The sequence below is a fragment of the Pallidibacillus thermolactis genome, from assembly GCF_025660415.1.
In the GTDB taxonomy this organism is placed as follows: Bacteria; Bacillota; Bacilli; order Bacillales; family Caldibacillaceae; genus Pallidibacillus; species Pallidibacillus thermolactis.
The window spans coordinates 81,642-107,212 of sequence record NZ_JAOUSE010000002.1 but is presented as its reverse complement, the minus strand read 5'-3'; the positions used below and the strand labels follow the sequence as shown (position 1 = coordinate 107,212).

The window sequence follows — 25,571 nt, the reverse complement described above, 5'->3', positions numbered from 1 at the left end:
TTGGATAAAATGAAGTCGCAATTATTTTTTTAGGGAGATTAGGAGGATGGGAAATGAATATTCATGAATATCAAGGAAAAGAAATCCTCAGAAAAAAAGGTGTTTCTGTTCCTAATGGAAAAGTTGCATTTACTGTAGATGAAGCTGTTGAAGCAGCTAAAGAACTAGGTACGGATGTTGTTGTGGTTAAAGCACAAATCCATGCCGGTGGAAGAGGGAAAGCTGGCGGTGTCAAAGTAGCTAAGAGTCTTGATGAAGTTCGTACATATGCGGAAGAATTATTAGGTAAAACCTTGGTAACGCATCAAACAGGTCCTGAGGGGAAAGAAGTTAAGCGTTTACTTATTGAAGAAGGATGCGATATTAAACAAGAATATTATGTTGGTTTAGTACTTGACCGTGCTATTTCAAGAGTTGTATTGATGGCTTCAAGTGAAGGTGGAACCGAAATTGAGGAAGTGGCGGAGAAAACTCCTGAAAAAATATTTAAAGAAGAGATTGATCCTCTAGTAGGACTAACACCTTTCCAAGCTAGAAGAATTGCATTTAAACTCGGTATTCCAAATGAATTAGTTAATAAAGCAGTAAAATTTATGATTGGTTTATATGAAGTATTCGTTGAAAAAGACTGTTCTATCGCTGAAATCAATCCGCTCGTTGTAACTGGAGATGGCAATGTAATGGCGTTGGATGCGAAACTGAACTTTGATAGTAATGCACTGTATCGTCATCCTGATATCGTTGAATTACGTGATTTTGATGAAGAGGATCCAAAAGAGATCGAAGCATCGAAATATGATTTAAGTTATGTTTCCTTAGATGGAAATATCGGATGTATGGTAAATGGTGCTGGCCTTGCAATGTCAACAATGGACATAATTAAATATTACGGAGGAGAACCAGCTAACTTCCTAGATGTTGGTGGCGGTGCGACTACAGAAAAAGTGACGGAAGCGTTTAAAATTATTTTATCTGATGAAAATGTAAAAGGAATTTTTGTCAATATTTTTGGTGGCATTATGAAATGTGACGTGATTGCTACAGGTGTTGTTGAAGCAGCGAAACAAGTAGGTTTATCTGTACCTTTAGTAGTAAGACTTGAGGGTACAAATGTTGAGTTAGGTAAACGTATCTTAGAAGAGTCTGGTATTAATGTTGTATCAGCTGAATCAATGGCAGATGGTGCACAAAAAATTGTTGAACTAGTAAAATAATTTCCTTTGTTAATAGAATTACAATGTATTTAGATGAGAATGAAGGTGAGGGGTAAACATGGGAGTTTATGTAAACAAAGATACAAAGGTTATTGTGCAAGGAATAACAGGTAAAACAGCCCTTTTTCATACAAAGCAAATGATTGAATATGGTACAAAAATTGTTGGTGGAACATCCCCAGGCAAAGGTGGAACAGAAGTAGAAGGTGTTCCGGTATTCAATACCGTACAAGAGGCGAAAGAAGCAACTGGTGCAACAGTATCTGTTATATATGTACCAGCTCCATTTGCTGCAGATGCTATTATGGAAGCGGTTGATGCAGAATTAGATTTAGTTATTTGTATCACTGAGCATATTCCTGTTCTCGATATGGTCAAAGTAAAAAGATATATGGAAGGGAAAAAGACACGTTTAATTGGACCAAACTGTCCAGGAGTGATTACAGCTGATGAATGTAAAATCGGCATTATGCCTGGATATATACATAAAAAAGGTCATATTGGTGTCGTATCCCGTTCAGGAACATTAACATATGAAGCTGTCCATCAATTAACTCAAGCGGGAATCGGTCAATCAACGGCTGTTGGTATTGGGGGTGACCCAGTCAACGGTACAAACTTTATCGATGTGTTAAAAGAGTTTAATGAAGATCCAGAAACTTATGCTGTTATCATGATTGGTGAAATTGGTGGAACTGCTGAAGAAGAGGCAGCAAGATGGATTAAAGAAAATATGACTAAACCGGTTGTCGGATTTATTGGAGGACGTACAGCACCTCCAGGAAAACGTATGGGACACGCTGGAGCGATAATTGCCGGTGGTAAAGGAACAGCTGATGAAAAAATTCGTGTCATGAATGAGTGTGGTATAGAAGTCGCTGACACACCGGCTGTAATCGGCGAAACATTAATTAACGTGTTGAAAGAAAAAGGACTATATGAAAAATGTAAAACACATGAATGAATAAAATTCTACACAAAATGGGGCTGCCTTCAATGACAGCCCCTTCTTTTTCATAATCATGAAAGGAGTCGTATCAAGGTAATGAAAAATGAGCAATTTAAAAATAGATTGGTTCATTTGTATGAGTGTCGTGGGATTGGTTTAAAGACGCTTAGTAAAATGGTAAAATTTGATCCGTCATTAAATGAGATTTACTTCATGACTAAACAGGAGTTACAATATTATTTTCAAATATCCAGCAATTTTATTGATGTAATGTATTTTGATCTTCATCATAGAGAACCGTATGAAGTTTATAAAAATTATCAACAAATGAACATCCAAATTATTACAATCTTTGATCATGAGTACCCGAAATTATTAAAACATATATATAACCCTCCACTTGTCCTTTACTGTAAAGGAAACATCCAATTGTTACAAAATCAGAGTCTAGCTGTTGTTGGTACACGAAATCCAAGCACATATGGTATACAAGCGACAAAAAAATTTGTGAGTGAATTAGTTGAAGCAAATTATAGTATTGTTAGCGGTTTAGCTAGGGGCATTGATTATATTGCACATAAAACTTGCATGGAGCAAAACGGTCAAACAATTGCCATTTTAGGTAGTGGCTTCTCACAAATTTATCCCCGTGAACATAAAAATATAGCAAAAAAGATGGCGGAATCACATTTACTTCTATCAGAATATCCTCCGAATACAAAACCACAAAAGAGATATTTTCCAGAACGAAATCGAATCATTAGCGGTGTATCAATTGGCACACTTGTCATTGAAGCAAGAGAAAAAAGTGGCTCCTTAATAACAGCAGATCTAGCATTAAATGAAGGAAGAGAAGTTTTTGCTGTTCCCGGATCCATCTTCTCTGAACCTTCGAAAGGAACGAATAATCTTATTCAACAAGGTGCAAAATTAATTCAATCTGTATCTGACATATTATCAGAATTACCAAAAAATACTACACAAATGGTATGAAAGAAATTATTTTTGAATAAACTATGCAAATGAAATCTTTATCATACCAATGTTATACTTACACAAATTTAGAGTTGAAAAGGGTTTCTTATTGACAAACCATTACTTTTTCTTTAATAATTAGTGATAGTTTCCTTTTCTACATGTATAATATAAAGAAGTTTCTTGAATAAATGTAATTTGAAAGAGAGACCTCTAAGGAGGATAAACATGTCAGATTATTTAGTAATTGTGGAATCACCAGCGAAAGCCAAAACGATTGAACGTTATTTAGGAAAAAAGTATAAAGTGAAAGCATCGATGGGACATGTTCGAGATTTACCAAAAAGTCAAACCGGTGTCGATATAGATAATAATTACGAACCCAAATATATAACGATACGCGGAAAAGGTCCTGTTTTAAAAGAATTAAAATCAGCGGCTAAAAAAGCGAAAAAAGTATATTTAGCAGCCGACCCTGATCGTGAAGGTGAAGCAATAGCATGGCATTTAGCACATTCATTAAACTTAGATTCAACATCCGATTGTCGTGTTGTTTTTAATGAGATTACAAAAGATGCGATTCAGGAATCCTTTAAACATCCGCGGCCGATTAATATGGATTTAGTAGATGCTCAACAAGCAAGACGAATATTAGATCGTCTAGTCGGTTACAAAATAAGTCCAATATTATGGAAGAAAGTGAAAAAAGGACTTAGTGCCGGGCGAGTTCAATCTGTTGCTGTCAAACTCATTATCGACCGTGAAAATGAAATAAAAAATTTTGTCCCTGAAGAATATTGGACAATTAGCGGTCAATTTGAATATGAAAATGAACTCTTCACGGCTCAATTTTATGGTGTAAATCAAAGTGGTGAACAAAAGAAACGAGAGTTAAAATCTGAAGATGATGTTAAAAATATTTTAGCTGAAATAAAAAATGAAAAGTTTAAAGTTCATTCCGTTAAGAAAAAAGAAAGAAAGCGAAACCCTTCTCCTCCATTTATTACATCATCGTTACAACAAGAGGCAGCAAGAAAATTAAACTTTAGAGCAAGAAAAACAATGATGCTTGCGCAACAATTATATGAAGGAATTGACTTAGGTAAAGAAGGAACCGTAGGTTTAATTACGTACATGAGAACAGATTCAACACGGATATCCGAGTCAGCCCAAAAAGAGGCACTTGAATACATTGCTGGTGAATATGGTGAACAGTATACTCAGAAAACAACTGTTAAGCGAAAAAATAATACGAATGTTCAAGATGCCCATGAGGCAATAAGACCAACGAGTGTTTTTCGAACACCTTCTTCTGTAAAAGATGCTTTGTCTCGTGACCAATACCGATTATATAAGCTAATTTGGGAACGGTTTGTTGCTAGTCAAATGGCACCTGCAATTATGGATACGATGACTGTTGATTTAGTTAACGAATCGATTATATTCAGAGCTAATGGTTCAAAAATCAAATTCCCAGGTTTTATGAAGGTTTATGTTGAAGGAACGGATGATAATAAGGAAGAAAAGGATGCACTCCTTCCTGACTTGATAGAAGGGGAGTTTGTTACAACGAAAGAGATTGAACCAAAACAACATTTTACACAACCACCACCACGCTATTCTGAAGCTCGTTTAGTTAAAACATTAGAAGAGTTAGGGATTGGAAGACCGTCGACTTATGCACCGACTTTAGATACGATTCAAAAACGCGGATATGTCGCTTTGGAAAACCGTCGTTTTGTTCCAACGGAATTAGGCGAAATTGTAATTCAACTAATTTCTAACTTTTTCCCTGAAATTATTAATGTGGAATTTACAGCAAAAATGGAAAAAGAACTAGATGAAATTGAAGAAGGAAAAGAAAATTGGGTCAAAGTGATAGATGATTTCTATAAAGATTTTCGAGTTCGCCTAGAAATTGCAGAAAAAGAAATGGAAGAAGTCGAAATCGAGGATGAACCTGCCGGTGAAGATTGTGAAAAATGTGGCAGTCCTATGGTTATTAAAATGGGACGCTATGGTAAGTTCATGGCATGCAGTAATTTTCCTGATTGTCGGAATACGAAAGCAATTGTAAAAGAAATTGGAGTTACGTGTCCAAAATGTAATGAAGGTCAAGTGGTTGAAAGGAAATCGAAAAAACGAAGAATTTTTTACGGTTGTAGCCGTTATCCGGAGTGTGAATTTGTTTCATGGGATAAACCAGTCCCTCGTCCATGTCCGAAATGTGAAGGTTTATTAGTTGAGAAAAAAATTAAAAAAGGTGTTCAAATTCAATGTACAGAATGTGATTATAAAGAACAACCACAAGAGTGAGTGATAATGGACTCACTCTTTTTTCCTATTTTCAGGTATTTTTTATTGGACAAATTCTGTCGAATTTTGTAATATATCAAAGGATAATGAAAGAATGGTATATTATGTTAAAATGAAGAAAGGACAATTCTGAAATTTATGAATATATTGTGAACTGCTATTGCAATATTCAAAACTATGTGCTATTATTTAAAAGTGCTTAAATGAGGTGAAAGAATTGAAGAATAGAGACACTTTATTCGCAGAGTTTATTGAATATTTGCAACTTGAAAAAAACAGTTCACAGCACACTATAGATGGTTACAAAAAGGATATACTAGACTTTTTTTTGTTCATGGATGAACAAATATTACAAAGTTTATCTGCAGTTACCTATCAAGATGCGCGAATTTACCTTACAAAGCTATATGAAAATCGTTATGCGAAAAAGTCTATTTCCCGTAAAGTGTCAAGTCTTCGTTCTTTCTATAAGTATCTCGTTCGAGAATCTTATTTAGATACAAACCCATTTGCTCAAGTTTCTTTACCTAAACTGGAAAAAAAACTTCCAGACTTTTTTTATGAAGAGGAATTGGAAGAGTTATTTCGATCGATTGATACATCGACACCTTCTGGTGAACGAAATAAAGCATTGTTAGAAATTATGTATGCTACTGGTATTCGAGTTAGTGAATGTGCAGGCATAAAATTGTCAGATATCGATTTTTCTTCTTCTGTTATTTTAGTCAGTGGTAAAGGAAAGAAAGAACGATTTGTTCCATTTGGTTATTTTGCTAAGGAAGCCTTACATACATATATAAATAGCGGACGTAAGAGACTAATGAAAGGTCAAGTTCATCCATATGTATTTGTTAATCAAAAAGGAACACCACTTACAGCAAGGGGTATTCGCTATATATTTAATCAACTTATCGAAAAAGCTGGTACGAACAAACGCATTCATCCTCATATGATTCGACATACTTTTGCAACACATCTTTTGAATCGCGGAGCGGATTTGCGGACGGTTCAAGAACTTTTAGGACATTCTTCGGTTTCCGCAACCCAAGTATACACCCATGTGACAAAAGATCATTTAAAAAACACTTATATGGCACATCATCCTCGTGCTTAAAAAAGGAGGATTCATATGGAACAATTTCATGCGACAACGATCTTTGCCATCCAGCATAAAGGCAAAAGTGCTATGGCTGGTGACGGTCAAGTTACTTTAGGAAATCAAGTGGTTATGAAACATACCGCTCGAAAAGTAAGAAGATTATTTAATGGAAAAGTTTTGGCTGGTTTTGCAGGATCAGTCGCCGATGCATTTACATTGTACGAATTATTTGAAGGTAAACTAGAGGAGTTTAATGGCAATTTGCAGAGGGCTGCTGTTGAATTGGCTAAGTCATGGCGGCGTGATAAAGTTTTACAAAAGTTAGAAGCATTATTAATTGTAATGGACGATCAGAACTTATTGCTTGTTTCTGGTAATGGTGAGGTCATTGAACCTGATGATGGCATTTTAGCAATTGGTTCCGGTGGGAATTATGCACTTGCAGCAGGACGTGCACTTAAACAACATGCTGGAGACTCAATGACGGCAAAAGAAATAGCAAAATCAGCATTAGAGATTGCAGCTGATATTTGTGTGTTTACAAACAGCAATATTATTGTTGAAGAAATATAAATCTGACCTTCTTACGATCTTTTTCTATAAGGAGTGAAAAGAATGAGTGAAAAAAATGCTGCAATTGAATTAACTCCACGTCAAATTGTGGATCGTCTTGACCAATATATTGTGGGGCAAAATGGAGCCAAAAGAGCTGTTGCAGTTGCTTTACGTAATCGCTATCGTCGAAGCTTGTTACCAGAAAAATTGCGTGAAGAAATCATGCCTAAAAATATTTTAATGATCGGACCTACTGGTGTTGGTAAAACGGAAATTGCTCGTCGGATTGCGAAACTTGTCAATGCCCCCTTTGTAAAAGTAGAGGCAACGAAATTTACAGAAGTCGGTTATGTTGGAAGAGATGTAGAATCGATGGTCCGGGATCTTGTTGAGACAAGTGTACGTATTGTAAAAAATGCAAAAATGTCAAAAGTGAAAGAAAAGGCAAAAGAAAATGCCAATCGTCGATTGGTTGAGTTGCTTGTTCCGTCTTCGAATAAGCAGGCGAACTTTAAAAATCCGTTTGAAATGCTGTTTGGTAATACATCTTCTGATCAAGAAGATATAAAAAATGAGGAAGAAGATGTAAGTAAAGCTGAAAAACGGAGAATTGTTCGTGAGAAGTTAGCTGCTGGTGAATTGGAAGATGAAATCGTAACAATCGAAGTAGAAGAGCAAGCACCATCCATGTTCGATTTGTTCCAAGGTGCCGGTGTTGATCAAATTGGGATGAATATGCAAGATGCATTAAGTAGCTTAATACCGAAAAGGAAAAAGAAACGAAAATTACCAGTTAAGGATGCGCGAAATATTTTAATCAATGAAGAAGCAAACAAATTAATCGATATGGACGAAGTTGTTCAGGAAGCGATCGAACGTGCTGAACAAGCTGGAATCATTTTTATTGATGAAATCGATAAAATAGCAAGCAAAGGTACAAACAATTCAGCAGATGTTTCTCGTGAAGGTGTCCAACGAGATATTTTACCAGTAGTAGAAGGATCAACTGTCGTTACGAAATACGGACCGGTAAAAACCGATCATATTTTATTTATTGCTGCTGGAGCGTTTCATATAGCGAAACCTTCTGATTTAATTCCTGAATTACAAGGACGCTTTCCAATTCGCGTAGAACTTGAAAAACTCCAAATTGAAGATTTCGTTCGTATACTTGTTGAACCTGATAATGCACTAGTTAAACAATATACAGCATTATTGGAAACTGAAGGTATAAAAATAGAATTTTCTGACGATGCTATTAAAAGAATTGCAGAAGTTGCATTTGAAGTAAATCAAAATACAGATAATATTGGTGCGAGAAGGTTACATACGATTTTAGAAAAATTGTTGGAAGATTTATCCTTTGAAGCACCAGAGATGCCAAATAATTCGATCACCATTAATGCTGAATATGTAGATAAAAAACTTAAAGATATTGTACAAGATAAAGATTTAAGTCGTTATATTTTATAAAATGAAATAAATTCAACAATAAGTCTATACATTAATAGGAGGAATAATAATGGAGCTATTAGCAAGAACAAGAAAAATTAATGCGATGTTACAAAATACAGGAGGAAATCCCGTAAACTTTAAAGAAATGTCAGAAACATTACGTGATGTGATCGAAGCAAATGTGTATATTGTTTCGAGACGAGGAAAGTTATTAGGTTTTGCTATTACACAACAAATTGAAAATGAGCGTATGAAAAATATGCTTGAAGAACGACGATTCCCAGAAGACTATACAAAAAATTTGTTCAACATTAATGAAACAACAGCAAACCTTGATATTAATAGCGAATACACTGTATTTCCTGTTGAAAATAAAGAGTTATTTGCGAATGGTTTGACAACAATTGTTCCGATTAATGGCGGTGGAGAACGTCTTGGTACATTAATCTTATCCCGTCTAGAGGAAGAATTTAATAATGATGACTTAATATTAGCTGAATATGGTGCAACTGTTGTAGGAATGGAAATTTTACGTGAAAAAGCAGAGGAAATTGAAGAAGAGGCACGTAGTAAAGCGGTTGTTCAAATGGCGATCAGTTCTTTATCCTATAGTGAATTAGAAGCAATCGAGCATATTTTCGAAGAATTAGGTGGTAAAGAAGGATTACTCGTCGCTTCTAAAGTTGCTGACCGTGTCGGAATTACGCGTTCAGTTATCGTAAATGCTCTTCGTAAGTTAGAAAGTGCAGGTGTGATTGAATCACGTTCATTAGGAATGAAAGGTACCTTTATAAAAGTACTTAATGATAAATTCCTAGAAGAGCTTGAAAAAGTTAAATCGTAACCCATTTGTCATAAATTAATATGTGTCATTCAAAAGGCTGTTCAGTAGAGCAGTCTTTTTTATATGAATTAGTATAAAGTTGGATTCCCTTGAGGCTACCAGATACTTTTTAGCCTTTTTATTACAAAAGGAACATTCCAATCGAAAAAATGTAAAAGTTGTAATCCCACTGTCCTAAAACGATATAATGATGTAAAATAAGATAGAATCTTATCGATTTATATCGAAAAAAATATAAAAATATCAAATTTATTGTACTAATTTCTTATTTTAATTATGAAAAAATTAAGGACTATTTATCCAAAAGTTCATAGAATAGTACTAAATACCCACAAATTTCGACATTTATCTTATAGACAATAAGTTTTAATCTAGATAAAATAGTGATGTAATAAAAATGTAATAAATAAATTTGAGTATGAATTGTTTCTATATTTTTAGTCGGGGGAAGATTGTGATGAGTCTATTTTCACATACAATTCATGTATTAGATCGAGCTTTAGATTATTCTGCACTTAAACAAAAAACAATTTCTAATAATATTGCAAATGTTGATACCCCTCAATATAAAGCACAAGATGTGGTGTCTTTTAAGAAATTTTTCAATCAGGAGCTATCAAAAGGCATTACCGCTAAGCGATCAAATGAAAAACATATTCCATTTCAGTCCTCAACAAAATCATTAACAATTACACATCGAAATGTACAATTTAATGAAAATGGAAATAGTGTGAACATGGATCAAGAAATGGCGAAGTTGGCGGATAATCAAATTTACTATAATGCGATGATCGAACGGTTGAATGGTAAGTTTAATACTTTGAAAAATGTCATAAAAGGAGGACAATAATTTTGTTTTCTAGTTTAAATATAACAGCAAGTGCATTAACTGCTCAAAGATTAAGAATGGACGTTATTTCTTCGAATATTGCGAATGCGGATACGACGAGAGCAAATTATGTCAATGGGGAGTGGGTCCCATATCAAAGAAAAACAGTTGTACTACAACCGAAGGAAGGAAGTTTTTCAAGTTATTTAAATAAAGCAATGGATAAATCTGAAGCGGTTGAAGGAGTTGCTGTAACGAGAATTATTGAAGACCAAACTCCTTTCAAACTGGTTTTTAATCCGGAACATCCGGATGCAAATGAGGAAGGTTATGTACAGTTACCAAATGTGGATCCATTAAGAGAAATGGTAGATTTAATTAGTGCTACACGATCTTACGAAGCCAATGTAACATCTTTTAACGCATCGAAATCGATGTTAATGAAAGCTCTTGAAATCGGAAAATAGTCTCCAAAAAATGAAAGGAGAGATCTAGTTGGCTATACATCCAATATCAGTACAAGCTTTATCTGGTACTATTCAGCCAAATGAAAATAATAAAGTTACTCCATCTGAAGTACAAGAGACATTTTCAAGTTTGTTAAAAAAAGCTGTAAATGAAGTGAATCACGCACAAGTGCAATCAGATATAATGACAGAAAAGTTAGCAAATGGTGAAAATGTACAGTTACACGATGTTATGATTGCTTCACAGAAAGCATCTATCATGCTTGAGACAACACTACAAGTCCGAAATAAAGTCGTTGAAGCTTATCAATCGATTATGAGAATGCAGATCTAAACTTAGTTTTTATAAGAATTGATGGTAATAACAAGATTTAAGAATTTAACTGTACGGAGCGAGAAATAAATGAATGAGACTGTACAAAATTATATCAATCATATTAAAGATCGTTGGCAAAACAAAACTAACAAACAAAAGGCAGTACTCCTAGGTTCAATAATAAGTGTATTGATTTTAATTGGTATTCTAATCTATTTTACGACAAAGACAACGATGGTCCCGTTATATAGTGATTTAACACCAGCTGAGACGGGAAGCATAAAAGAAACTTTGGATAGTATGGGTGTCCCATCTCAGATTACAAATGATGGTACGACGATTAAAGTTCCGGAAAAACAGGTAGATACACTGTTAGTGGAGTTAGCTGCACAAGGAATTCCTGAATCAGGCAGTATTGATTATTCCTTTTTTAGTGAAAATGCTGGATTAGGAATGACCGATAATGAGTTTAATGTAATGAAACTTGATGCCATGCAAACGGAATTAGCAAATTTAATAAAAACAGTTGACGGTATAAAAGATGCGAAGGTCATGATTACTCTTCCAGAAGAAAGTATTTTCGTTTCAGATGAAAGTAAAGAAGCTTCTGCATCTATCGTTATTACGACAGAACCTGGAAACAATTTTTCTGAAAATCAAATCAAAGCTTTATATACATTAGTTTCGAAATCGGTCCCGAATTTACCTACCAATAATATCGTCATAATGGACCAGAACTTTAATTATTATGATTTAAAAAATGGAGAAAGTTACACCCAAGGTTATCAACTGGAATCTCAATACAACATGAAAAAAGAAATAGAAAAAGATATTCAACGAGAAGTACAACGGATGCTCGGCATGTTAATGGGACAAGACTCGGTCATCGTATCCGTTACGGCTGATATTGACTTTTCACAAGAGAAACGAGAAGAAAACTTAGTTGAGCCAGTTGATAATGAAAATATGGAAGGTATTGCAATCAGTGCACAAAGACTTTCAGAAACGTATTCTGGTGAGGATGCGGGTGCAGGTGGTGTTCCGCAAGCTGAAGATTCAGGTGACGCTTTAGGTGCTACATACGTAGAAGGAACAAGGGAAAATGGTGAATATGAAAATACAGAAGAAACAATTAATTATGAAGTAAACCGCATCAGAAAAGAGATTGTAGAAAGTCCTTATAAAATTCGAGATTTAGGTATTCAAGTGATAGTCGAACCACCTGAACAAGCCACAGCTGGAAGTGCCAATGTAGAACAAGATATTACGGATATTCTTAGCACCATTATTCGTACAACGATTGATACAAGTGATGTAGACGGTGAGCTTACCGATCAGCAAATCAATAGTAAAATCGCCGTATCATTCCAAGAATTGCTAGGTAAACAGGATAATCATTCATTAGAACATCAACAATCGCAATTTCCATTCTGGGGTTACCTTGTGATAGGAATTCTTGTGATCATTATTATTGTTTTACTGATTTTTGTATTTAGAAAAAAAGAAGATCATGAGTTTGAATTCGACGATGACGATGACTTAAAAGGAAGAGAACAAGAGCAAACCGTCATCCCTGACCTAATGGAACACCAGCAGGAAACAGAAGACACTATTCGGAGAAAACAAGTAGAAAAAATGGCAAAAGAACGACCAGATGAATTTGCGAAATTGTTGCGTACGTGGTTATCACAAGATTAGGAGGGTTGATTTTGGCGACAAAAAAAGGATTAACGGGGAAACAAAAAGCAGCTCTCCTCCTTATTTCTCTCGGACCAGATGTGTCGGCGGAAATCTATAAACATTTAACTGAAGATGAAATTGAAAAACTAACGTTAGAAATCTCAACGATAAAAAATGTAAGTTCAGATAAAAAAGATGAAATAATGGAGGAATTTTATAATCTTGTTATGGCTCAAGATTATATTTCTCAAGGCGGGATTGGCTATGCAAAAATGATATTAGAAAAAGCATTAGGACCAGAACAAGCAAATTTAATCATTAATCGTCTCACATCTTCCTTACAAGTGAAACCATTTGACTTTGCAAGGAAAGCTGATCCGAATCAAATATTAAACTTTATTCAAAATGAACATCCACAAACGATTGCATTAATACTTTCATATTTAGAATCAAACCAAGCTGCACAAATATTATCAAATCTACCTGAGGAAATGCAAGCCGACGTTGCAAGAAGAATTGCACTAATGGACAGTACGTCACCTGATGTCATCTATAAAGTGGAACAGATATTAGAACAAAAACTTTCCGCAACCGTTACTACTGACTACACACAAACAGGTGGAATTGAAGCTGTTGTTGATGTATTAAATGGTGTTGACCGTGCTACTGAAAGAACAATTCTTGAAGAATTGGCATACAAAGATCCTGAATTAGCAGAGGAAATTAAGAAACGAATGTTTGTCTTTGAAGACATTGTGACACTAGATAATCGAGCAATTCAACTTGTTATCCGTGATTGTGATAATGAAGATCTCATACTTGCATTGAAAGTAGCAAGTGAAGAAGTGAAAGAAGTGATCTTTAAAAATATGTCAACACGTATGCGTGAAACGTTCCAAGAAGAATTGGAAGTTATGGGACCAGTTCGTTTACGTGATGTTGAAGAAGCTCAAGGTAGAATTGTTGGTGTGATTCGTCGTCTGGAAGAATCTGGAGAGATTATCATCGCCCGTGGCGGGGGTGACGATATCATTGTCTAATATCATAAAGAGGAGTTTTGCAGAGCACTCACAAGAAAAAGTCATTTCTATACGAATGTTAAAACCGCAACATCATCGAACAAATTCAAAAGTTCAAGAAGATAACGTACCTGTCGTATCCGACGAACAACTAAAAAAAGCAAAAGAAGAAGCTGAAAAAATATTAAATCAGGCAAAAGAACACGCAGATCAAATAAAAAGGCAGATTGAAGTAGAAAGACAAAAAATAGAAGAGGAAAAGATGGAAATTTTTGAAACAGCTAAACAAAAAGGGTATGAAACCGGTCTTCAACTGGGGAAAGAACAAGCGTATCAAGAGATGGAAGAGCAAATTGAATTGGCAAAAACAATAGTTGAAAATGCCAGAAAGGAATTTGTCCAAACTGTCGAAAGGTCTGATCATACTATACTCGAAATTGGATTGAAGACTGCTGAAAAAATATTAAACTGTACACTTTCTGAGCAGCCTGAGAAGTTTAATGACTTAATTAAGAAGGCAATCACGGAAACACTGGATCGAAAAGAGATAAAAATTCATGTTCATCCTAGTTTATACGAAGTCGTTGTTCATAAAAAAGAAGAGTATTTATCACCAATTTTACAAGAAGCACCTATATATATTTATCCAGATCAACACTTATCTTATGGTGGCTGCATTATCGAAACAAATGGCGAACGGGTTGATGCAAGTATTGATCATCAACTCCATGAAGTACGCATTAAACTTTTTGAACTTTTAAATGGTGATTTGACATGAATTTAAATGAATTAATAGCTGAAATACCTTTCATCGATACGTATAAACATTATGGAAGTGTAACGAAAGTTGTAGGGATCATGATCGAAGCAAAGGGACCAAGAAGTTCCATAGGTGATGTTTGCTATATTTATCCGAAAAATGGGTACAAAAAAAGGATCATTGGTGAGGTTGTCGGCTTTAAAAATAACAATGTATTAATTATGCCATACAATGAAGTCCATGACATTGCACCCGGTTGGATTGTTGAAGGTACAGGACGTTCTTTAGAAATAAAAGTAGGCGATGCTTTAATTGGAAAAGTCATCGATCCGCTAGGAAACCCAATGGATGGTAGTCCCTTACCTGAAGCATTACAACGATGGCCAATCGAACATGCTCCTCCTAATCCATTAAGTCGACCACCGATTCATGAAATATTAGAAATAGGTGTTCGATCTATTGATAGTCTTTTAACAATAGGAAAGGGACAAAGAGTTGGTATATTTGCAGGCAGTGGTGTTGGAAAAAGCACGCTTTTGGGGATGATTGCCCGTAATACGAAAGCTGATTTAAATGTCATCGCATTGATTGGAGAACGTGGAAGAGAAGTTCGTGAGTTTATTGAACGTGATTTAGGTGAATTGGGTCTGAATCGTTCAATAGTAGTAGCTGCTACGAGTGATCAACCGGCTTTAATGCGAATCAAAGGAGCATATACGGCAACGGCCATTGCGGAGTATTTCAGAAATAAAGGATTAAATGTTATGTTGATGATGGATTCCGTAACACGTGTTGCCATGGCCCAGAGGGAAGTCGGTCTTGCTACAGGTGAACCACCTGCAACGAAGGGATACACGCCATCGGTATTTTCATTATTACCGAAATTATTGGAACGAACAGGGACAAATGAATTTGGTTCAATTACTGCTTTTTACACGGTTTTAGTCGATGGTGATGATTTCAATGAACCGATTGCAGATACAGTCCGAGGAATTTTAGACGGACATATAGTACTTGATCGGAATCTAGCCAATAAAGGGCAGTATCCTGCCATTCATGTATTAAAGAGTATTAGCCGTTTAATGAAAAGTTTAGTTGACCAGGAGCATTTAGAGAAAGCAATCCAATTTAGGCAAATATTAAATACATATTTACAATCGGAAGATTTAATTAATATAGGTGCATACAAAAAAGGTTCTTCAAAGGAGATTGATGTAGCCATTGATTATTATCCAAAGCTAATCTCCTATTTAACTCAAGGAATAGATGAAAAAATGACTTATGAAGATAGTGTTCAAGCTTTAAAAACACTGATTGCAGGTGAATAGGAATGGGTTTCACTTACAAGTTTGCAAAATTACTAGAGTTGCGAGAAAGTGAAAAGGAAAATCAAGCCCTCGTTTATGAGAAAGCTGTTCAGCGATTTAAGGAAGTTGCAGAGAAGCTTTATGAGTTATTAAAAAAGAAGGAAGATCTGGAGAGTTACCAACATGAAAAAATCCGCACAGGGATTCAGGTCCATGAAATTCGCTTCCATCAAAAATATTTAATGAATTTGCAAAAGGAAATTGATCATTATCAAAACCTCGTGATTCAAGCAAGACATCATATGCAATTTGAGGAAAAGCGACTAATGGATAAGAATATTGAAGTGAAAAAGTTCGAGAAATTAAAAGACAAAGAATATGAAAAATATTTACGTGAACGGATAGTAGAGGAAACCAAAGTGATGGATGAAATTTGTACGCAAATTGTAGTAAGGGAGAAATAGGATCCATGAAAAAAGAAACAGAAAAAAAGCAAAAATCAAATATTGGTAAAAAGATCCTATTTGCAATTGTTTTACCGCTTATATTCATTTGCATGATCATGATCATTATTTTTTCATTTTTAGGCAAAAACATTTTTGAAGAAGCATCGAATATTCCAATTATAGGTTCAATATTTGCATCGGATGCCTCCGTTGTTACAACGGAAGATTTACAAAAGCAAATCAATCAATTGAAAGCTGCATTAAGTGATGAACAGGCCAAAGTAAGTGATCTTGAATTCCAATTAGAACAAAAAGAGCAAGAACTTGAAACTGTAAAACAAGAAAACATAGAAAGTGATTTAGTTAATCAAGAAGTAAATAGTGAAAATTTAGAAGAGCAGTCCATAACTGATGAATGGGCAATGATTGCTAAAACCTATGAAAATATGAAACCGAAAAATGCAGCAGCGATTCTCGTTTCAATGGATGAGCCTACCGCATTAAATATTTTACGTAGTATGCGAGAAAAAAATGTAGCTGCAATTTTAGAAAAAATGCCTGCGGAAAATGCTGCGAAATTTACTGTAAAACTTGTTGAAACACAATAATTAATACTCACGATTTTTGAAGGGAGGTGAACAAATGATCAATATGCTGCCAATGCAAATACAAACGACTAATTCATTAACAAGTCATATGAGCAAAAGTATGGATGAGAAGACAAGTGAGTCATTTGTTAATATGCTTCAATCCTTCGTAAATGATCAATCAGAAATGAACAATATAACGGTTCCAAACAATCAAATGATAGAAACAGTACTTCAACATCGAGAAATATCAACGAGTGAGCTAATGAATTCCATTCATTCTATGCTTACAAATTTATCCGAACAGTTACCGGACGAATATGAAGATTTGCACCAAATAATAACGGACGTTATGGAAGGGCTTGAATGGATTGAGTCGGAACAAATCGGCAGTCATCTCGACATGATTTTAATGCTTGATTCAACCTTATCTAACATTGACTTGACGAACTTCGTTCACAAACAAACAGAACAAGGAAATGTATCAAATAAGACAAGTAAATTAAATATTGATCTAATTTTTAAGACGATACAAAGTTTTGTTCAAACTTTGCGAACATTTAATGAACGAACAGCAGAAGAACTACCAATGATTGACAAACTTGTCCAACAAAGTGAGAAATTATTAGTCAATGAAAAGATCATTAGACGAGCTTTTACAAACATAGAAATCGTCAAACCTAATACGTTTACTTCCAATCATCCATATGCAAATGTTTATGTTTCGGTTAAAAAAGCGGATGAAAATAGCAGTACACTGTTAGCTTCAATTAATGGAATAGATAAAGCAACAGAGAATACAGTTGTAACGCATTCATCTTTATACCATCAACCGGGACAGATGAAATTAGAATCATTAACATTACAGGATGGACATAGTAGGCCTGTTAATTTCGACAGTTTTGTCAGACAATTTACCACAATCCTTAATAAAGGAAAACTAATGAACAGTGGTCCATTACAAAAATTGACAATCCAACTTAAGCCGGAACATCTCGGTACACTAAAAATAGAACTAGTTCAGCAAAATAATGAATTGGTTGCTAAGATTATTTCGTCTACGAAGGCAGCAAAGGAACTTCTAGAATCACAAATTCAAGCTTTACGTCATGCCTTTATTCAACAAAACATAAACGTCACACGTATTGATATTGAAACGCATCTAAATCAAGAAGAACAACAAGGATTTCATGAACATGATCAACCAAAGGATCATAACGAACGAGAACAACATCCAGATCAAAAAGAGCGACAAAATTTTTCCGAAACGTTACTAGAAACACTAGTAAACTATGAAGTTTAGGTGATGACATGACGAATACAATTCAATCTGATCTATACTTATCAACTGTAAGTAATGAAACAAAAACATTAAATAACAGCACACTTGGACAAGATGCGTTTTTAAAGTTATTAATTGCACAATTACGACATCAAGATCCAGCAAATCCAATGCAAGATACCGAATTTATCTCACAAATGGCTACATTTTCAGAACTCGAACAAATGATGCAAATGAACAAAACACTTGATAAGCTAGTTGAAAGTCAGAAAAACCAACAATTCCTTGCTTATCAACAATTATTAGGAAAAGAAGTAGAATGGCAACAAGTAAAACTAGATTTAGAAAATCCAGATCGTGAGCCAGTTGTGATAGAAGGGAAAAATACAATTAAATCCATTAGCTTTTCTACGGAAGGTCCGATTTTTACTTTAGATAATGGAACAAAAGTTTCATTAGAACATATTAAAGGAATCACAACAATAAATAGTAATGAAAATTCAATTGTTTCTGCTAGTTTTTTAATAGGAAAAAAGGTGAGCTGGAAGGTGGAAGATGAAATTAAAAGTGCCATTGTTGAGTCTGTTTCAAAAAAGGACGGAAAAATCTATTTTAATTTAGATGATGAAGAAAAAACTCAGCTTACAGATGAACAAATCATTTCAATAGAAACGGTGTGATGAACTTAATGGATAAGGATGATTATTATGAACATTTATAAGCCATTCATTCCACCAGTAGGTATTGAGAACACAAGTGCTGTCAAGCGAAATCAAACGGTTAAAACAAATCATGATTTTTCAAGTTTTTTACAGGATGCGATTGTAGCAAAGGATAAATTAACAATCAGTAAACATGCACAATATCGTCTCGAACAGAGAAACATTGAAATCAGTTCTGAGAAATGGAATCAGATTGGTGCAAAGTTAGAAGAAGCAAGACAAAAGGGTGTGAAAGAATCTCTTGTCATATTAGACAATGCGGCACTGATTGTTAGTGCACAAAATAAAACAGTCATTACAGCAATGGACCGTAATGAAGCTGCGTCTCAAATTTTTACGAATATCAATGGCGCAATTATCCTTTAGGCTGGACCCGTAAGGAAGCCCTAAGCTGTGGAACGATAGAAACAGCTTAATAATAAATGTAAATAGGAAGGGAGCTTTTTCAATGTTACGTTCATTATACTCAAGTATTAGCGGTATGAAAAATATGCAAACAAAACTTGATGTGATCGGCAATAATATATCAAATGTAAATACATATGGATTTAAAAAAAGTCGTGTAACATTCAAAGACGCTATAAACCAAACGATAAGTTATGCTTCAAGACCGACTGAAACTTTAGGAGGAAAGAACGCACAACAAGTTGGTTTAGGGATTGAAACCGGATCGATTGATACGGTATTTACAGAAGGTAGCTTACAAACCACAGGGCGTGCCCTTGACTTAGCAATTTCTGGCGGAGACGGATATTTTGTCGTTAGAAACGGATCAAACAACTATTTTACGAGAGCTGGAAACTTTTATATTGATGAACAAGGTTTTTTAGTGAATAGTGATGGGAATTTTGTTCTAGCCTATGATGCTTATTCGAATACGTTAAGTCAAATTCAAGTACCGAAAAAAATACCGTCAAATTCGTTTAAGCTTGTCGGTAACTTCGATCGTAATTTCTCATACAGTCGTACCGTATTTGATACTAATCTTAATGCACATTCTATAAACTTCGAATTTGAGAAAATTGGTAACTCGAATACATGGAATGTGACGTTACAAGTAGGTGGAAATACTGTTGGTTCCTTTAAAGCCATATTTGATGAAAAAACTGGCGAATTTAAAAATGTTGATTTAAATGGATTGGTGACAAAATCTGGAAGTTTTTCATTCCAGTTAGACGATGGGAGAGGTGGATTAGTTGAGGTTGCTCTTGATATAGATCTAACAGATGTAACATCTATATCAAGTAGCAATACAAGCGCTGATGCAAAAGGCTCTAATGTGACGTTAACAGGAGGATTATTGTGGGAAGATAATGCACCAAGTCCAATAAATATAACTGTCAGTGATGGATTAAAAGAAGAAGACATAACGATTGAATTTTCAAAAGGTTCCCGTAACGATACGGTTACAAAATGGAATGTAACTATGGGCGATGTAGTGCCAAATACAGTCGAATTAACTTTTGATAATATAACTGGTGATTTAATTAGTATTAACGGTTCCAGTACAAATCTCGATTCTTTTCCATTTACAAGTGAAGATGGGATGAATTTTACCATTGATTTTACGAACTTATTCAGTACTAGCAATAATTTTTCCTTTAATGCAGATATAGCTGAACTCCAAGAATACAGCATTAGTGGTAATGGTGATTTTATCGTTCAGTATAGTGATGGTTCCGTTCGTAGGATTGCAACCCTTGCACTTGCTCGCTTTAATAACCCAGAAGGCTTAACCAAAATAGGAGGAAATCTATTTAACGTTTCTGAAAACTCTGGAGATCCGATTTTCGGAAATGGCGGTGCTGGTTTTGGAATCATTGAAAGTGGAAAATTGGAAATGTCAAACGTTGACTTAACAGAAGAATTTACTGAAATGATTGTTGCACAAAGAGCATTTCAATCGAACTCAAGAATTATCACAACTTCAGACGAAATTCTACAAGAAATTGTAAATTTAAAACGTTAATCAAATAAGTTATAAAACGAATGGCTAGAGAGATTCTCATTCTCTCTAGTAATTCTTCTCTATAAAAAAATCTTTAGGGAGGTTACAGTGTTAAAATTAACTAGGTTGAATGGAAAAACCTTTCATTTAAATCCTTTACTCATTGAAACGATTGAATCTTTTCCTGATACAACCATACTTTTAACAAATGGAAAAAGATATGTTGTAAAAGAAGATGAAGCGATTGTTGTTAAAAAAATAATGGCGTTTTTCCGAAAGGTTCAATTGATCACCATCGATCAGCAAAAACAGGAGGATTGTGATGAAAAATGGCGTTAAATTATTGATTATATCTATGTTAATCGTAATTATCATACTTGCTGCTGGTCTTTATCTTTTTTGTCAAAAAACAGTAGAAGGAACTGAAAACGAATCTTCTGTAGATGAAATTGTAGCGAATTCTGTTGAAATCCCTGAACTTACGACCAATCTTGCAAGTGATCATTTTATTCGCATTGCCTTTACTATTCAAACAGATAGTAAAAAAACAAAACAACAATTAGAAAAACGGAATTTCCAGGTTAACAATACAATTATTAAACAATTATCGGGTATGCAAGCCGAAGAAATTAAAGGTACAGAAGGAAAAATTCAGTTAGAAGAAACTTTGAAATCTTCCTTAAACTCATTGTTGGAAGAAGGTGAAGTCGAGCAAGTATATATTACAACAGCAATTATACAATAACTTTTCGTAAATAAATAATGCATAATAGAGCCATCAATGGAAGGAATCGATGGCTGGAGGTGAGTGTACTTGCCATCTGAAGAAATATTATCCCAAAGTGAAATCGATGCCTTACTCTCGGCTTTATCGACAGGAGAGTTAAGTGCAGATGAGATTAAAGAAGAAGAAAAACAAAAAGTAAAAACATATGATTTTAAACGGGCGCTTCGATTTTCCAAAGAACAAATTCGAAGCTTAACAAGAATTCATGAAAATTTAGCGAGGTTACTTACAACACATTTATCGGCAAAATTAAGAACATATGTACAAGTATCGGTAACGAGTGCTGATCAATTACCATATGAGGAATTTGTTCGTTCAATTCCGAAAATGACAGTCTTGTACTTATACGAGTTAACACCTTTAGATGGAAATATGTTAATTGAAATTAATCCAAATATTGCTTATGCAATGTTGGATCGTATTCTTGGTGGCGATGGAACAAGTGTTAATAAAATAGATCAGTTAACAGATATTGAAGAAGAGCTAATGACCAATTTATTTCAATCGGCATTCAAATCTTTGCGAGATGCATGGGAAACCGTTATTCAAGTTGAACCGGAAATGCAAAGTTTTGAAGTAAATCCTCAATTTTTACAAGTCGTTTCACCAAATGAAACGGTTGTCGTAATCTCGTTGAATACCATCATTGGTGAAACAAGTGGGATGATTAATATATGTATTCCACACATTGTTTTAGAACCAATAATACAGAAATTATCGGTAAGTTATTGGATGCAAACAGAGGAAAAAGCGGAAGATCCAGAAAACGCAGAGGCCATTCGCACCCAGTTAAAACGTAGTCGTTTACCGATCATTGCTGAACTAGGTCAATCAGAGATTACAATTGAAGAGTTTTTACAGCTATCTGTCGGTGATTGTATAGAATTAAATAAAAAAATTGATGAACCAATGATTATCAAAGTTCAAGAAGTACCAAAATTCTTTGGACAACCAGGGAAGGTAAATAAAAACTTAGCGATCCAAATACTAGATTATTTTGAAGAGGAGGGAGATGAGGCAGATGAATGATGGAATGCTCTCCCAAGAAGAAATCGATGCATTGTTAAATGGTTCTTATGAAGATGAAAACGATATTACGAATGGAGATTTGGAAGAGGAGATTTTAAATACCTTTGAAAAAGATGCATTAGGTGAGATCGGTAACATTTCTTTCGGTAGTTCGGCCACAGCCTTATCAACTTTGTTAAATCAAAAGGTGGAAATTACAACACCGAAAGTGTCTATTATCCGAAAAGAACAATTAGAAGATGAATTTCCAAGACCTTATGTCGCGGTTGCCGTTGATTATACAGCAGGATTTTCTGGTCAAAACTTGCTCGTTATAAAGCAAACCGATGCAAGTGTTATAGCTGATTTAATGCTCGGTGGTACAGGAGAAAATGTTAGTGATGTTATCAACGAACTACAACTAAGTGCTGTCCAGGAAGCAATGAATCAGATGATGGGAAATGCAGCAACGAGTATGTCTACTGTTTTTCAAAAACGAGTGGATATCTCACCGCCAACATTAGATTTACTAAATATTCCGGAAGGACAAGGAACTGACCAATTACCAGATGATGACTATATTGTAAAAGTATCTTTTAGTTTAAAAATCGGAGAACTAATTAATTCTTCGATTATGCAATTATTTTCGATTCCTTTTGCCAAGCAATTAGTGAATGATTTGATAAACTCAACAAAAAATGAGGCAACAACGACGGTAGTGGAAAATCAGGATCATCGTGTTGATCTGTTTGATGAGGGTAACAGTATGAAAAATATAAATCATTTCGAGCAAATGGAAGATAACTTAAATGGTATGCAGGATTATTACCTACAGGCTCAACAATCTCACGATGGATTACAAGGGCGTACATCACCAAATAAACAAAAGGTAAAAAACGTACAACCTGCAAAATTTGCAGAATTCGATACATTAACTTCTATTTCTGAAACACCTCGAAATTTAAATATGCTATTTGACATTCCACTGCAGGTGACAGTGGAATTAGGAAGAACATCAAAGGAAGTTAAAGATATCCTAGAATTATCACCTGGCTCAATAATCGAATTAGATAAATTAGCGGGAGAACCTGTTGATATATTAATTAATCATAAATTAATTGCTAAGGGTGAAGTTGTGGTCATTGACGAAAACTTTGGTGTTCGTATTACTGATATATTAAGTCAAAAAGAAAGAATTAAAAACATGAAGTAATTGAATGGGGGAAAAGAAATGGGAAATCGTATTTTAATCGTTGATGATGCAGCTTTTATGAGAATGATGATTAAAGATATTCTCATTAAAAATGGTTTCGAAGTTGTTGGTGAAGCATCGGATGGTGCACAAGCAGTTGATAAATATAAAGAGTTAAAACCTGACTTAGTTACGATGGATATTACAATGCCTGAAATGGATGGGATCGCTGCTCTTAAAGTGATTCGTGAGTTTGATCCTAATGCAAAAGTTGTCATGTGTTCAGCTATGGGACAGCAAGCGATGGTCATCGACGCGATTCAAGCTGGTGCTAAGGATTTTATTGTTAAACCATTCCAAGCTGACCGTGTTTTAGAAGCGATTAAAAAGACTTTAGGTGCTTAGTTAATTGAAGGTTATCACTTCTTTTTTCTCATGTTGTGGCAATCGAAAGTAGGTGACAGATAAAGAATGATGAACAAGCGTATGATCTTTATGTACTCAATATGTATTGTGATATTCGCATTGCTTTTTCACATGCAAACGGTCTATGCCGATGACTCGATTCATAATAGTGTATATGATTATTTTGACCAAGAAAGTGAAGCTGAGAATGAAACAGAATCGATAAACAATGTAAATGCTGAGGAAAAATCTAATTCCTCTGTTGGTGTCACTTTTATGGATATTATGCGAACAATCTTAGTGTTATGTATTGTCATCGGATTACTCATCGCTTTGTTAAAGTGGATGCAAAAAAAGAGTAACTTTCCGCATTCCGATCATTTAATCAAGAATTTAGGTGGCACCCCCTTAGGTGGAAATCGTTCGATACAACTAATTAAAGTTGGAAGATCAATTTTCATTGTCGGTGTCGGCGAGAATGTTCAATTATTAAAAGAAGTAACCGATGAGAAGGAAATTTCTCAACTGCTAAAACAATATGATGAGCGTTTGGACCGAGTAATGCGTACTAGTAATCTTGTTACTATTTTTAAAGAGAAGTTAGAGAAAAATTCCTCTATGACTGGGGCAAAGCAACAGTCATCTTTTAAACAAGAAATAGAGAAAAGAATGAAGGAAATCGAAATGAAAAGGAAGGAAGCAATGGAAGAACATGTAAAGAAAGGGTCTAATGAAAAATGAATGATTTTATGTCATTTTTTAATAGTAGTGACCCTGATACGGTATCTACTTCTATTAAACTATTATTACTTTTAACAGTATTATCAATTGCTCCAAGTATATTGATTCTCCTAACTTCTTTTACACGAATTGTTGTAGTTCTTTCTTTTGTGCGCACAGGTCTAGGAACCAATCAAACACCACCGAACCAAGTGATTATTGGAATCAGTTTGTTTTTGACATTCTTTATCATGGCACCTACATTTCAAGAAGTGAATGAAAATGCTTTACAACCTTTATTTAATGAGGAAATGAATCTCGAAGAAGCATATGAGGCAGCGGCTACACCATTTAAAGAATTCATGTCCCAACATACACGACAAAAAGATTTAGCACTTTTTTTAGATTATTCAGGTGCCAAACAACCTGAATCGATTGAGGATATCCCTTTGACAGCATTAGTACCGGCATTCGTAATTAGTGAATTGAAAACAGCCTTTCAAATTGGTTTTATGATTTTTATACCGTTTCTAGTCATTGATATGGTTGTGGCCAGTGTTTTAATGTCGATGGGGATGATGATGCTCCCCCCGGTTATGATCTCATTACCATTTAAAATACTGTTATTTGTACTCGTTGATGGATGGCATCTCGTAGTCAAATCATTATTACAGACATTTTAAGCAGGT

The 25,571-nt window shown here is 34.7% G+C and carries 28 protein-coding genes; all 28 read left to right on the top strand.

All coding sequences use genetic code 11. The features are described 5' to 3' along the window. The first annotated feature begins 53 nt into the window (after positions 1 to 53). The 28 genes from sucC (at position 54) to fliP (ending at position 25,565) form a co-directional block, all read left to right on the top strand. On the top strand, positions 54 to 1,214 hold the full coding sequence (gene sucC / locus OEV82_RS01390; RefSeq protein ID WP_173659045.1) for an ADP-forming succinate--CoA ligase subunit beta: 1,161 nt from the start codon (positions 54 to 56) through the stop codon (positions 1,212 to 1,214). A 58-nt stretch (positions 1,215 to 1,272) separates the two neighbouring features. Then, positions 1,273 to 2,178 carry a succinate--CoA ligase subunit alpha gene (gene sucD, locus OEV82_RS01385; protein ID WP_173659043.1) on the top strand — a complete coding sequence of 302 codons (906 nt, stop codon included), beginning with the start codon at positions 1,273 to 1,275 and terminating at the stop codon, positions 2,176 to 2,178. Positions 2,179 to 2,259: 81 nt separating this feature from the next. Then, positions 2,260 to 3,156 carry a DNA-processing protein DprA gene (gene dprA / locus OEV82_RS01380; RefSeq protein WP_263060765.1) on the top strand — a complete coding sequence of 299 codons (897 nt, stop codon included), beginning with the start codon at positions 2,260 to 2,262 and terminating at the stop codon, positions 3,154 to 3,156. A 210-nt stretch (positions 3,157 to 3,366) separates the two neighbouring features. Continuing rightward, the gene (topA, locus tag OEV82_RS01375; RefSeq protein ID WP_263060764.1) at positions 3,367 to 5,454 is read left to right on the top strand and encodes a type I DNA topoisomerase; all 2,088 of its coding nucleotides are present in this window, start codon (positions 3,367 to 3,369) and stop codon (positions 5,452 to 5,454) included. 217 nt (positions 5,455 to 5,671) lie between these two features. Continuing rightward, entirely contained in the window at positions 5,672 to 6,568 is an 897-nt protein-coding gene (gene xerC / locus OEV82_RS01370; protein WP_173661161.1) for a tyrosine recombinase XerC, read from the top strand. Positions 6,569 to 6,583: 15 nt separating this feature from the next. Further along, positions 6,584 to 7,126, top strand: a complete 543-nt coding sequence (gene hslV, locus OEV82_RS01365; RefSeq protein ID WP_173661163.1) for an ATP-dependent protease subunit HslV — start codon at positions 6,584 to 6,586, stop codon at positions 7,124 to 7,126. A 42-nt stretch (positions 7,127 to 7,168) separates the two neighbouring features. Beyond that, entirely contained in the window at positions 7,169 to 8,581 is a 1,413-nt protein-coding gene (hslU, locus tag OEV82_RS01360) for an HslU--HslV peptidase ATPase subunit (RefSeq protein ID WP_173661165.1), read from the top strand. A gap of 49 nt (positions 8,582 to 8,630) precedes the next feature. Further along, on the top strand, positions 8,631 to 9,407 hold the full coding sequence (codY, locus tag OEV82_RS01355) for a GTP-sensing pleiotropic transcriptional regulator CodY (RefSeq protein WP_173661167.1): 777 nt from the start codon (positions 8,631 to 8,633) through the stop codon (positions 9,405 to 9,407). Positions 9,408 to 9,864: 457 nt separating this feature from the next. Beyond that, positions 9,865 to 10,257 carry a flagellar basal body rod protein FlgB gene (gene flgB, locus OEV82_RS01350; RefSeq protein WP_173661169.1) on the top strand — a complete coding sequence of 131 codons (393 nt, stop codon included), beginning with the start codon at positions 9,865 to 9,867 and terminating at the stop codon, positions 10,255 to 10,257. Continuing rightward, the gene (gene flgC / locus OEV82_RS01345; protein ID WP_173661180.1) at positions 10,254 to 10,703 is read left to right on the top strand and encodes a flagellar basal body rod protein FlgC; all 450 of its coding nucleotides are present in this window, start codon (positions 10,254 to 10,256) and stop codon (positions 10,701 to 10,703) included. The genes flgB and flgC overlap by 4 nt, the downstream gene beginning before the upstream one ends. Positions 10,704 to 10,731: 28 nt before the next feature. Next, a complete protein-coding gene (gene fliE, locus OEV82_RS01340; protein ID WP_377701955.1) occupies positions 10,732 to 11,037 on the top strand; it encodes a flagellar hook-basal body complex protein FliE in 306 nt (101 codons plus the stop codon). 69 nt (positions 11,038 to 11,106) lie between these two features. Continuing rightward, entirely contained in the window at positions 11,107 to 12,717 is a 1,611-nt protein-coding gene (fliF, locus tag OEV82_RS01335) for a flagellar basal-body MS-ring/collar protein FliF (protein ID WP_263060763.1), read from the top strand. Positions 12,718 to 12,728: 11 nt separating this feature from the next. Next, positions 12,729 to 13,739 (top strand): flagellar motor switch protein FliG, encoded by a 1,011-nt coding sequence (gene fliG, locus OEV82_RS01330; protein WP_263060762.1) that lies wholly within the window; start codon positions 12,729 to 12,731, stop codon positions 13,737 to 13,739. Beyond that, positions 13,732 to 14,496, top strand: coding sequence for a flagellar assembly protein FliH (fliH, locus tag OEV82_RS01325; RefSeq protein WP_263060761.1), 765 nt, complete (start codon positions 13,732 to 13,734; stop codon positions 14,494 to 14,496). Before fliG ends, fliH begins: the two co-directional genes overlap by 8 nt. Continuing rightward, positions 14,493 to 15,806: a flagellar protein export ATPase FliI gene (gene fliI, locus OEV82_RS01320; RefSeq protein WP_263060760.1), complete on the top strand. Its 1,314-nt coding sequence runs from the start codon at positions 14,493 to 14,495 to the stop codon at positions 15,804 to 15,806. The genes fliH and fliI overlap by 4 nt, the downstream gene beginning before the upstream one ends. Positions 15,807 to 15,808: 2 nt before the next feature. Then, on the top strand, positions 15,809 to 16,249 hold the full coding sequence (gene fliJ, locus OEV82_RS01315) for a flagellar export protein FliJ (protein ID WP_263060758.1): 441 nt from the start codon (positions 15,809 to 15,811) through the stop codon (positions 16,247 to 16,249). Positions 16,250 to 16,254: 5 nt separating this feature from the next. Next, positions 16,255 to 16,839: a MotE family protein gene (locus tag OEV82_RS01310; RefSeq protein ID WP_263060757.1), complete on the top strand. Its 585-nt coding sequence runs from the start codon at positions 16,255 to 16,257 to the stop codon at positions 16,837 to 16,839. Between the two features lie 34 nt (positions 16,840 to 16,873). Then, entirely contained in the window at positions 16,874 to 18,121 is a 1,248-nt protein-coding gene (locus tag OEV82_RS01305) for a flagellar hook-length control protein FliK (protein WP_263060756.1), read from the top strand. A gap of 8 nt (positions 18,122 to 18,129) precedes the next feature. Beyond that, entirely contained in the window at positions 18,130 to 18,780 is a 651-nt protein-coding gene (gene flgD / locus OEV82_RS01300; RefSeq protein WP_263060755.1) for a flagellar hook assembly protein FlgD, read from the top strand. 27 nt (positions 18,781 to 18,807) lie between these two features. Further along, complete coding sequence (locus OEV82_RS01295) at positions 18,808 to 19,188, top strand: TIGR02530 family flagellar biosynthesis protein (RefSeq protein ID WP_173658189.1); 381 nt, start codon at positions 18,808 to 18,810, stop codon at positions 19,186 to 19,188. 82 nt (positions 19,189 to 19,270) lie between these two features. Beyond that, complete coding sequence (locus tag OEV82_RS01290) at positions 19,271 to 20,791, top strand: flagellar hook protein FlgE (RefSeq protein ID WP_263060754.1); 1,521 nt, start codon at positions 19,271 to 19,273, stop codon at positions 20,789 to 20,791. Positions 20,792 to 20,878: 87 nt separating this feature from the next. Then, positions 20,879 to 21,109 carry a flagellar FlbD family protein gene (locus OEV82_RS01285; RefSeq protein WP_263060753.1) on the top strand — a complete coding sequence of 77 codons (231 nt, stop codon included), beginning with the start codon at positions 20,879 to 20,881 and terminating at the stop codon, positions 21,107 to 21,109. Beyond that, on the top strand, positions 21,093 to 21,515 hold the full coding sequence (gene fliL, locus OEV82_RS01280) for a flagellar basal body-associated protein FliL (RefSeq protein ID WP_263060752.1): 423 nt from the start codon (positions 21,093 to 21,095) through the stop codon (positions 21,513 to 21,515). The genes OEV82_RS01285 and fliL overlap by 17 nt, the downstream gene beginning before the upstream one ends. Before the next feature lie 69 nt (positions 21,516 to 21,584). Further along, positions 21,585 to 22,586: a flagellar motor switch protein FliM gene (fliM, locus tag OEV82_RS01275; RefSeq protein WP_263060751.1), complete on the top strand. Its 1,002-nt coding sequence runs from the start codon at positions 21,585 to 21,587 to the stop codon at positions 22,584 to 22,586. After that, positions 22,579 to 23,778, top strand: a complete 1,200-nt coding sequence (gene fliY / locus OEV82_RS01270; RefSeq protein ID WP_263060750.1) for a flagellar motor switch phosphatase FliY — start codon at positions 22,579 to 22,581, stop codon at positions 23,776 to 23,778. Before fliM ends, fliY begins: the two co-directional genes overlap by 8 nt. Positions 23,779 to 23,796: 18 nt before the next feature. Then, positions 23,797 to 24,162 carry a response regulator gene (locus tag OEV82_RS01265; protein ID WP_173658195.1) on the top strand — a complete coding sequence of 122 codons (366 nt, stop codon included), beginning with the start codon at positions 23,797 to 23,799 and terminating at the stop codon, positions 24,160 to 24,162. Between the two features lie 66 nt (positions 24,163 to 24,228). Then, positions 24,229 to 24,903 (top strand): flagellar biosynthetic protein FliO, encoded by a 675-nt coding sequence (locus OEV82_RS01260; protein WP_263060749.1) that lies wholly within the window; start codon positions 24,229 to 24,231, stop codon positions 24,901 to 24,903. After that, complete coding sequence (fliP, locus tag OEV82_RS01255) at positions 24,900 to 25,565, top strand: flagellar type III secretion system pore protein FliP (protein ID WP_173658197.1); 666 nt, start codon at positions 24,900 to 24,902, stop codon at positions 25,563 to 25,565. The genes OEV82_RS01260 and fliP overlap by 4 nt, the downstream gene beginning before the upstream one ends. Positions 25,566 to 25,571 lie beyond the last annotated feature (6 nt).

Bases quoted from the DNA above. Each gene is read 5' to 3' on its own strand.
- sucC (WP_173659045.1), top strand. From the start codon at position 54: ATGAATATTCATGAATATCAAGGAAAAGAAATCCTCAGAAAAAAAGGT.
- sucD (WP_173659043.1), top strand. From the start codon at position 1,273: ATGGGAGTTTATGTAAACAAAGATACAAAGGTTATTGTGCAAGGAATA.
- dprA (WP_263060765.1), top strand. From the start codon at position 2,260: ATGAAAAATGAGCAATTTAAAAATAGATTGGTTCATTTGTATGAGTGT.
- topA (WP_263060764.1), top strand. From the start codon at position 3,367: ATGTCAGATTATTTAGTAATTGTGGAATCACCAGCGAAAGCCAAAACG.
- hslV (WP_173661163.1), top strand. From the start codon at position 6,584: ATGGAACAATTTCATGCGACAACGATCTTTGCCATCCAGCATAAAGGC.
- hslU (WP_173661165.1), top strand. From the start codon at position 7,169: ATGAGTGAAAAAAATGCTGCAATTGAATTAACTCCACGTCAAATTGTG.
- codY (WP_173661167.1), top strand. From the start codon at position 8,631: ATGGAGCTATTAGCAAGAACAAGAAAAATTAATGCGATGTTACAAAAT.
- flgB (WP_173661169.1), top strand. From the start codon at position 9,865: ATGAGTCTATTTTCACATACAATTCATGTATTAGATCGAGCTTTAGAT.
- fliF (WP_263060763.1), top strand. From the start codon at position 11,107: ATGAATGAGACTGTACAAAATTATATCAATCATATTAAAGATCGTTGG.
- fliI (WP_263060760.1), top strand. From the start codon at position 14,493: ATGAATTTAAATGAATTAATAGCTGAAATACCTTTCATCGATACGTAT.
- fliJ (WP_263060758.1), top strand. From the start codon at position 15,809: ATGGGTTTCACTTACAAGTTTGCAAAATTACTAGAGTTGCGAGAAAGT.
- OEV82_RS01310 (WP_263060757.1), top strand. From the start codon at position 16,255: ATGAAAAAAGAAACAGAAAAAAAGCAAAAATCAAATATTGGTAAAAAG.
- OEV82_RS01305 (WP_263060756.1), top strand. From the start codon at position 16,874: ATGATCAATATGCTGCCAATGCAAATACAAACGACTAATTCATTAACA.
- flgD (WP_263060755.1), top strand. From the start codon at position 18,130: ATGACGAATACAATTCAATCTGATCTATACTTATCAACTGTAAGTAAT.
- OEV82_RS01295 (WP_173658189.1), top strand. From the start codon at position 18,808: ATGAACATTTATAAGCCATTCATTCCACCAGTAGGTATTGAGAACACA.
- OEV82_RS01290 (WP_263060754.1), top strand. From the start codon at position 19,271: ATGTTACGTTCATTATACTCAAGTATTAGCGGTATGAAAAATATGCAA.
- fliL (WP_263060752.1), top strand. From the start codon at position 21,093: ATGAAAAATGGCGTTAAATTATTGATTATATCTATGTTAATCGTAATT.
- fliY (WP_263060750.1), top strand. From the start codon at position 22,579: ATGAATGATGGAATGCTCTCCCAAGAAGAAATCGATGCATTGTTAAAT.
- OEV82_RS01265 (WP_173658195.1), top strand. From the start codon at position 23,797: ATGGGAAATCGTATTTTAATCGTTGATGATGCAGCTTTTATGAGAATG.
- OEV82_RS01260 (WP_263060749.1), top strand. From the start codon at position 24,229: ATGATGAACAAGCGTATGATCTTTATGTACTCAATATGTATTGTGATA.
- fliP (WP_173658197.1), top strand. From the start codon at position 24,900: ATGAATGATTTTATGTCATTTTTTAATAGTAGTGACCCTGATACGGTA.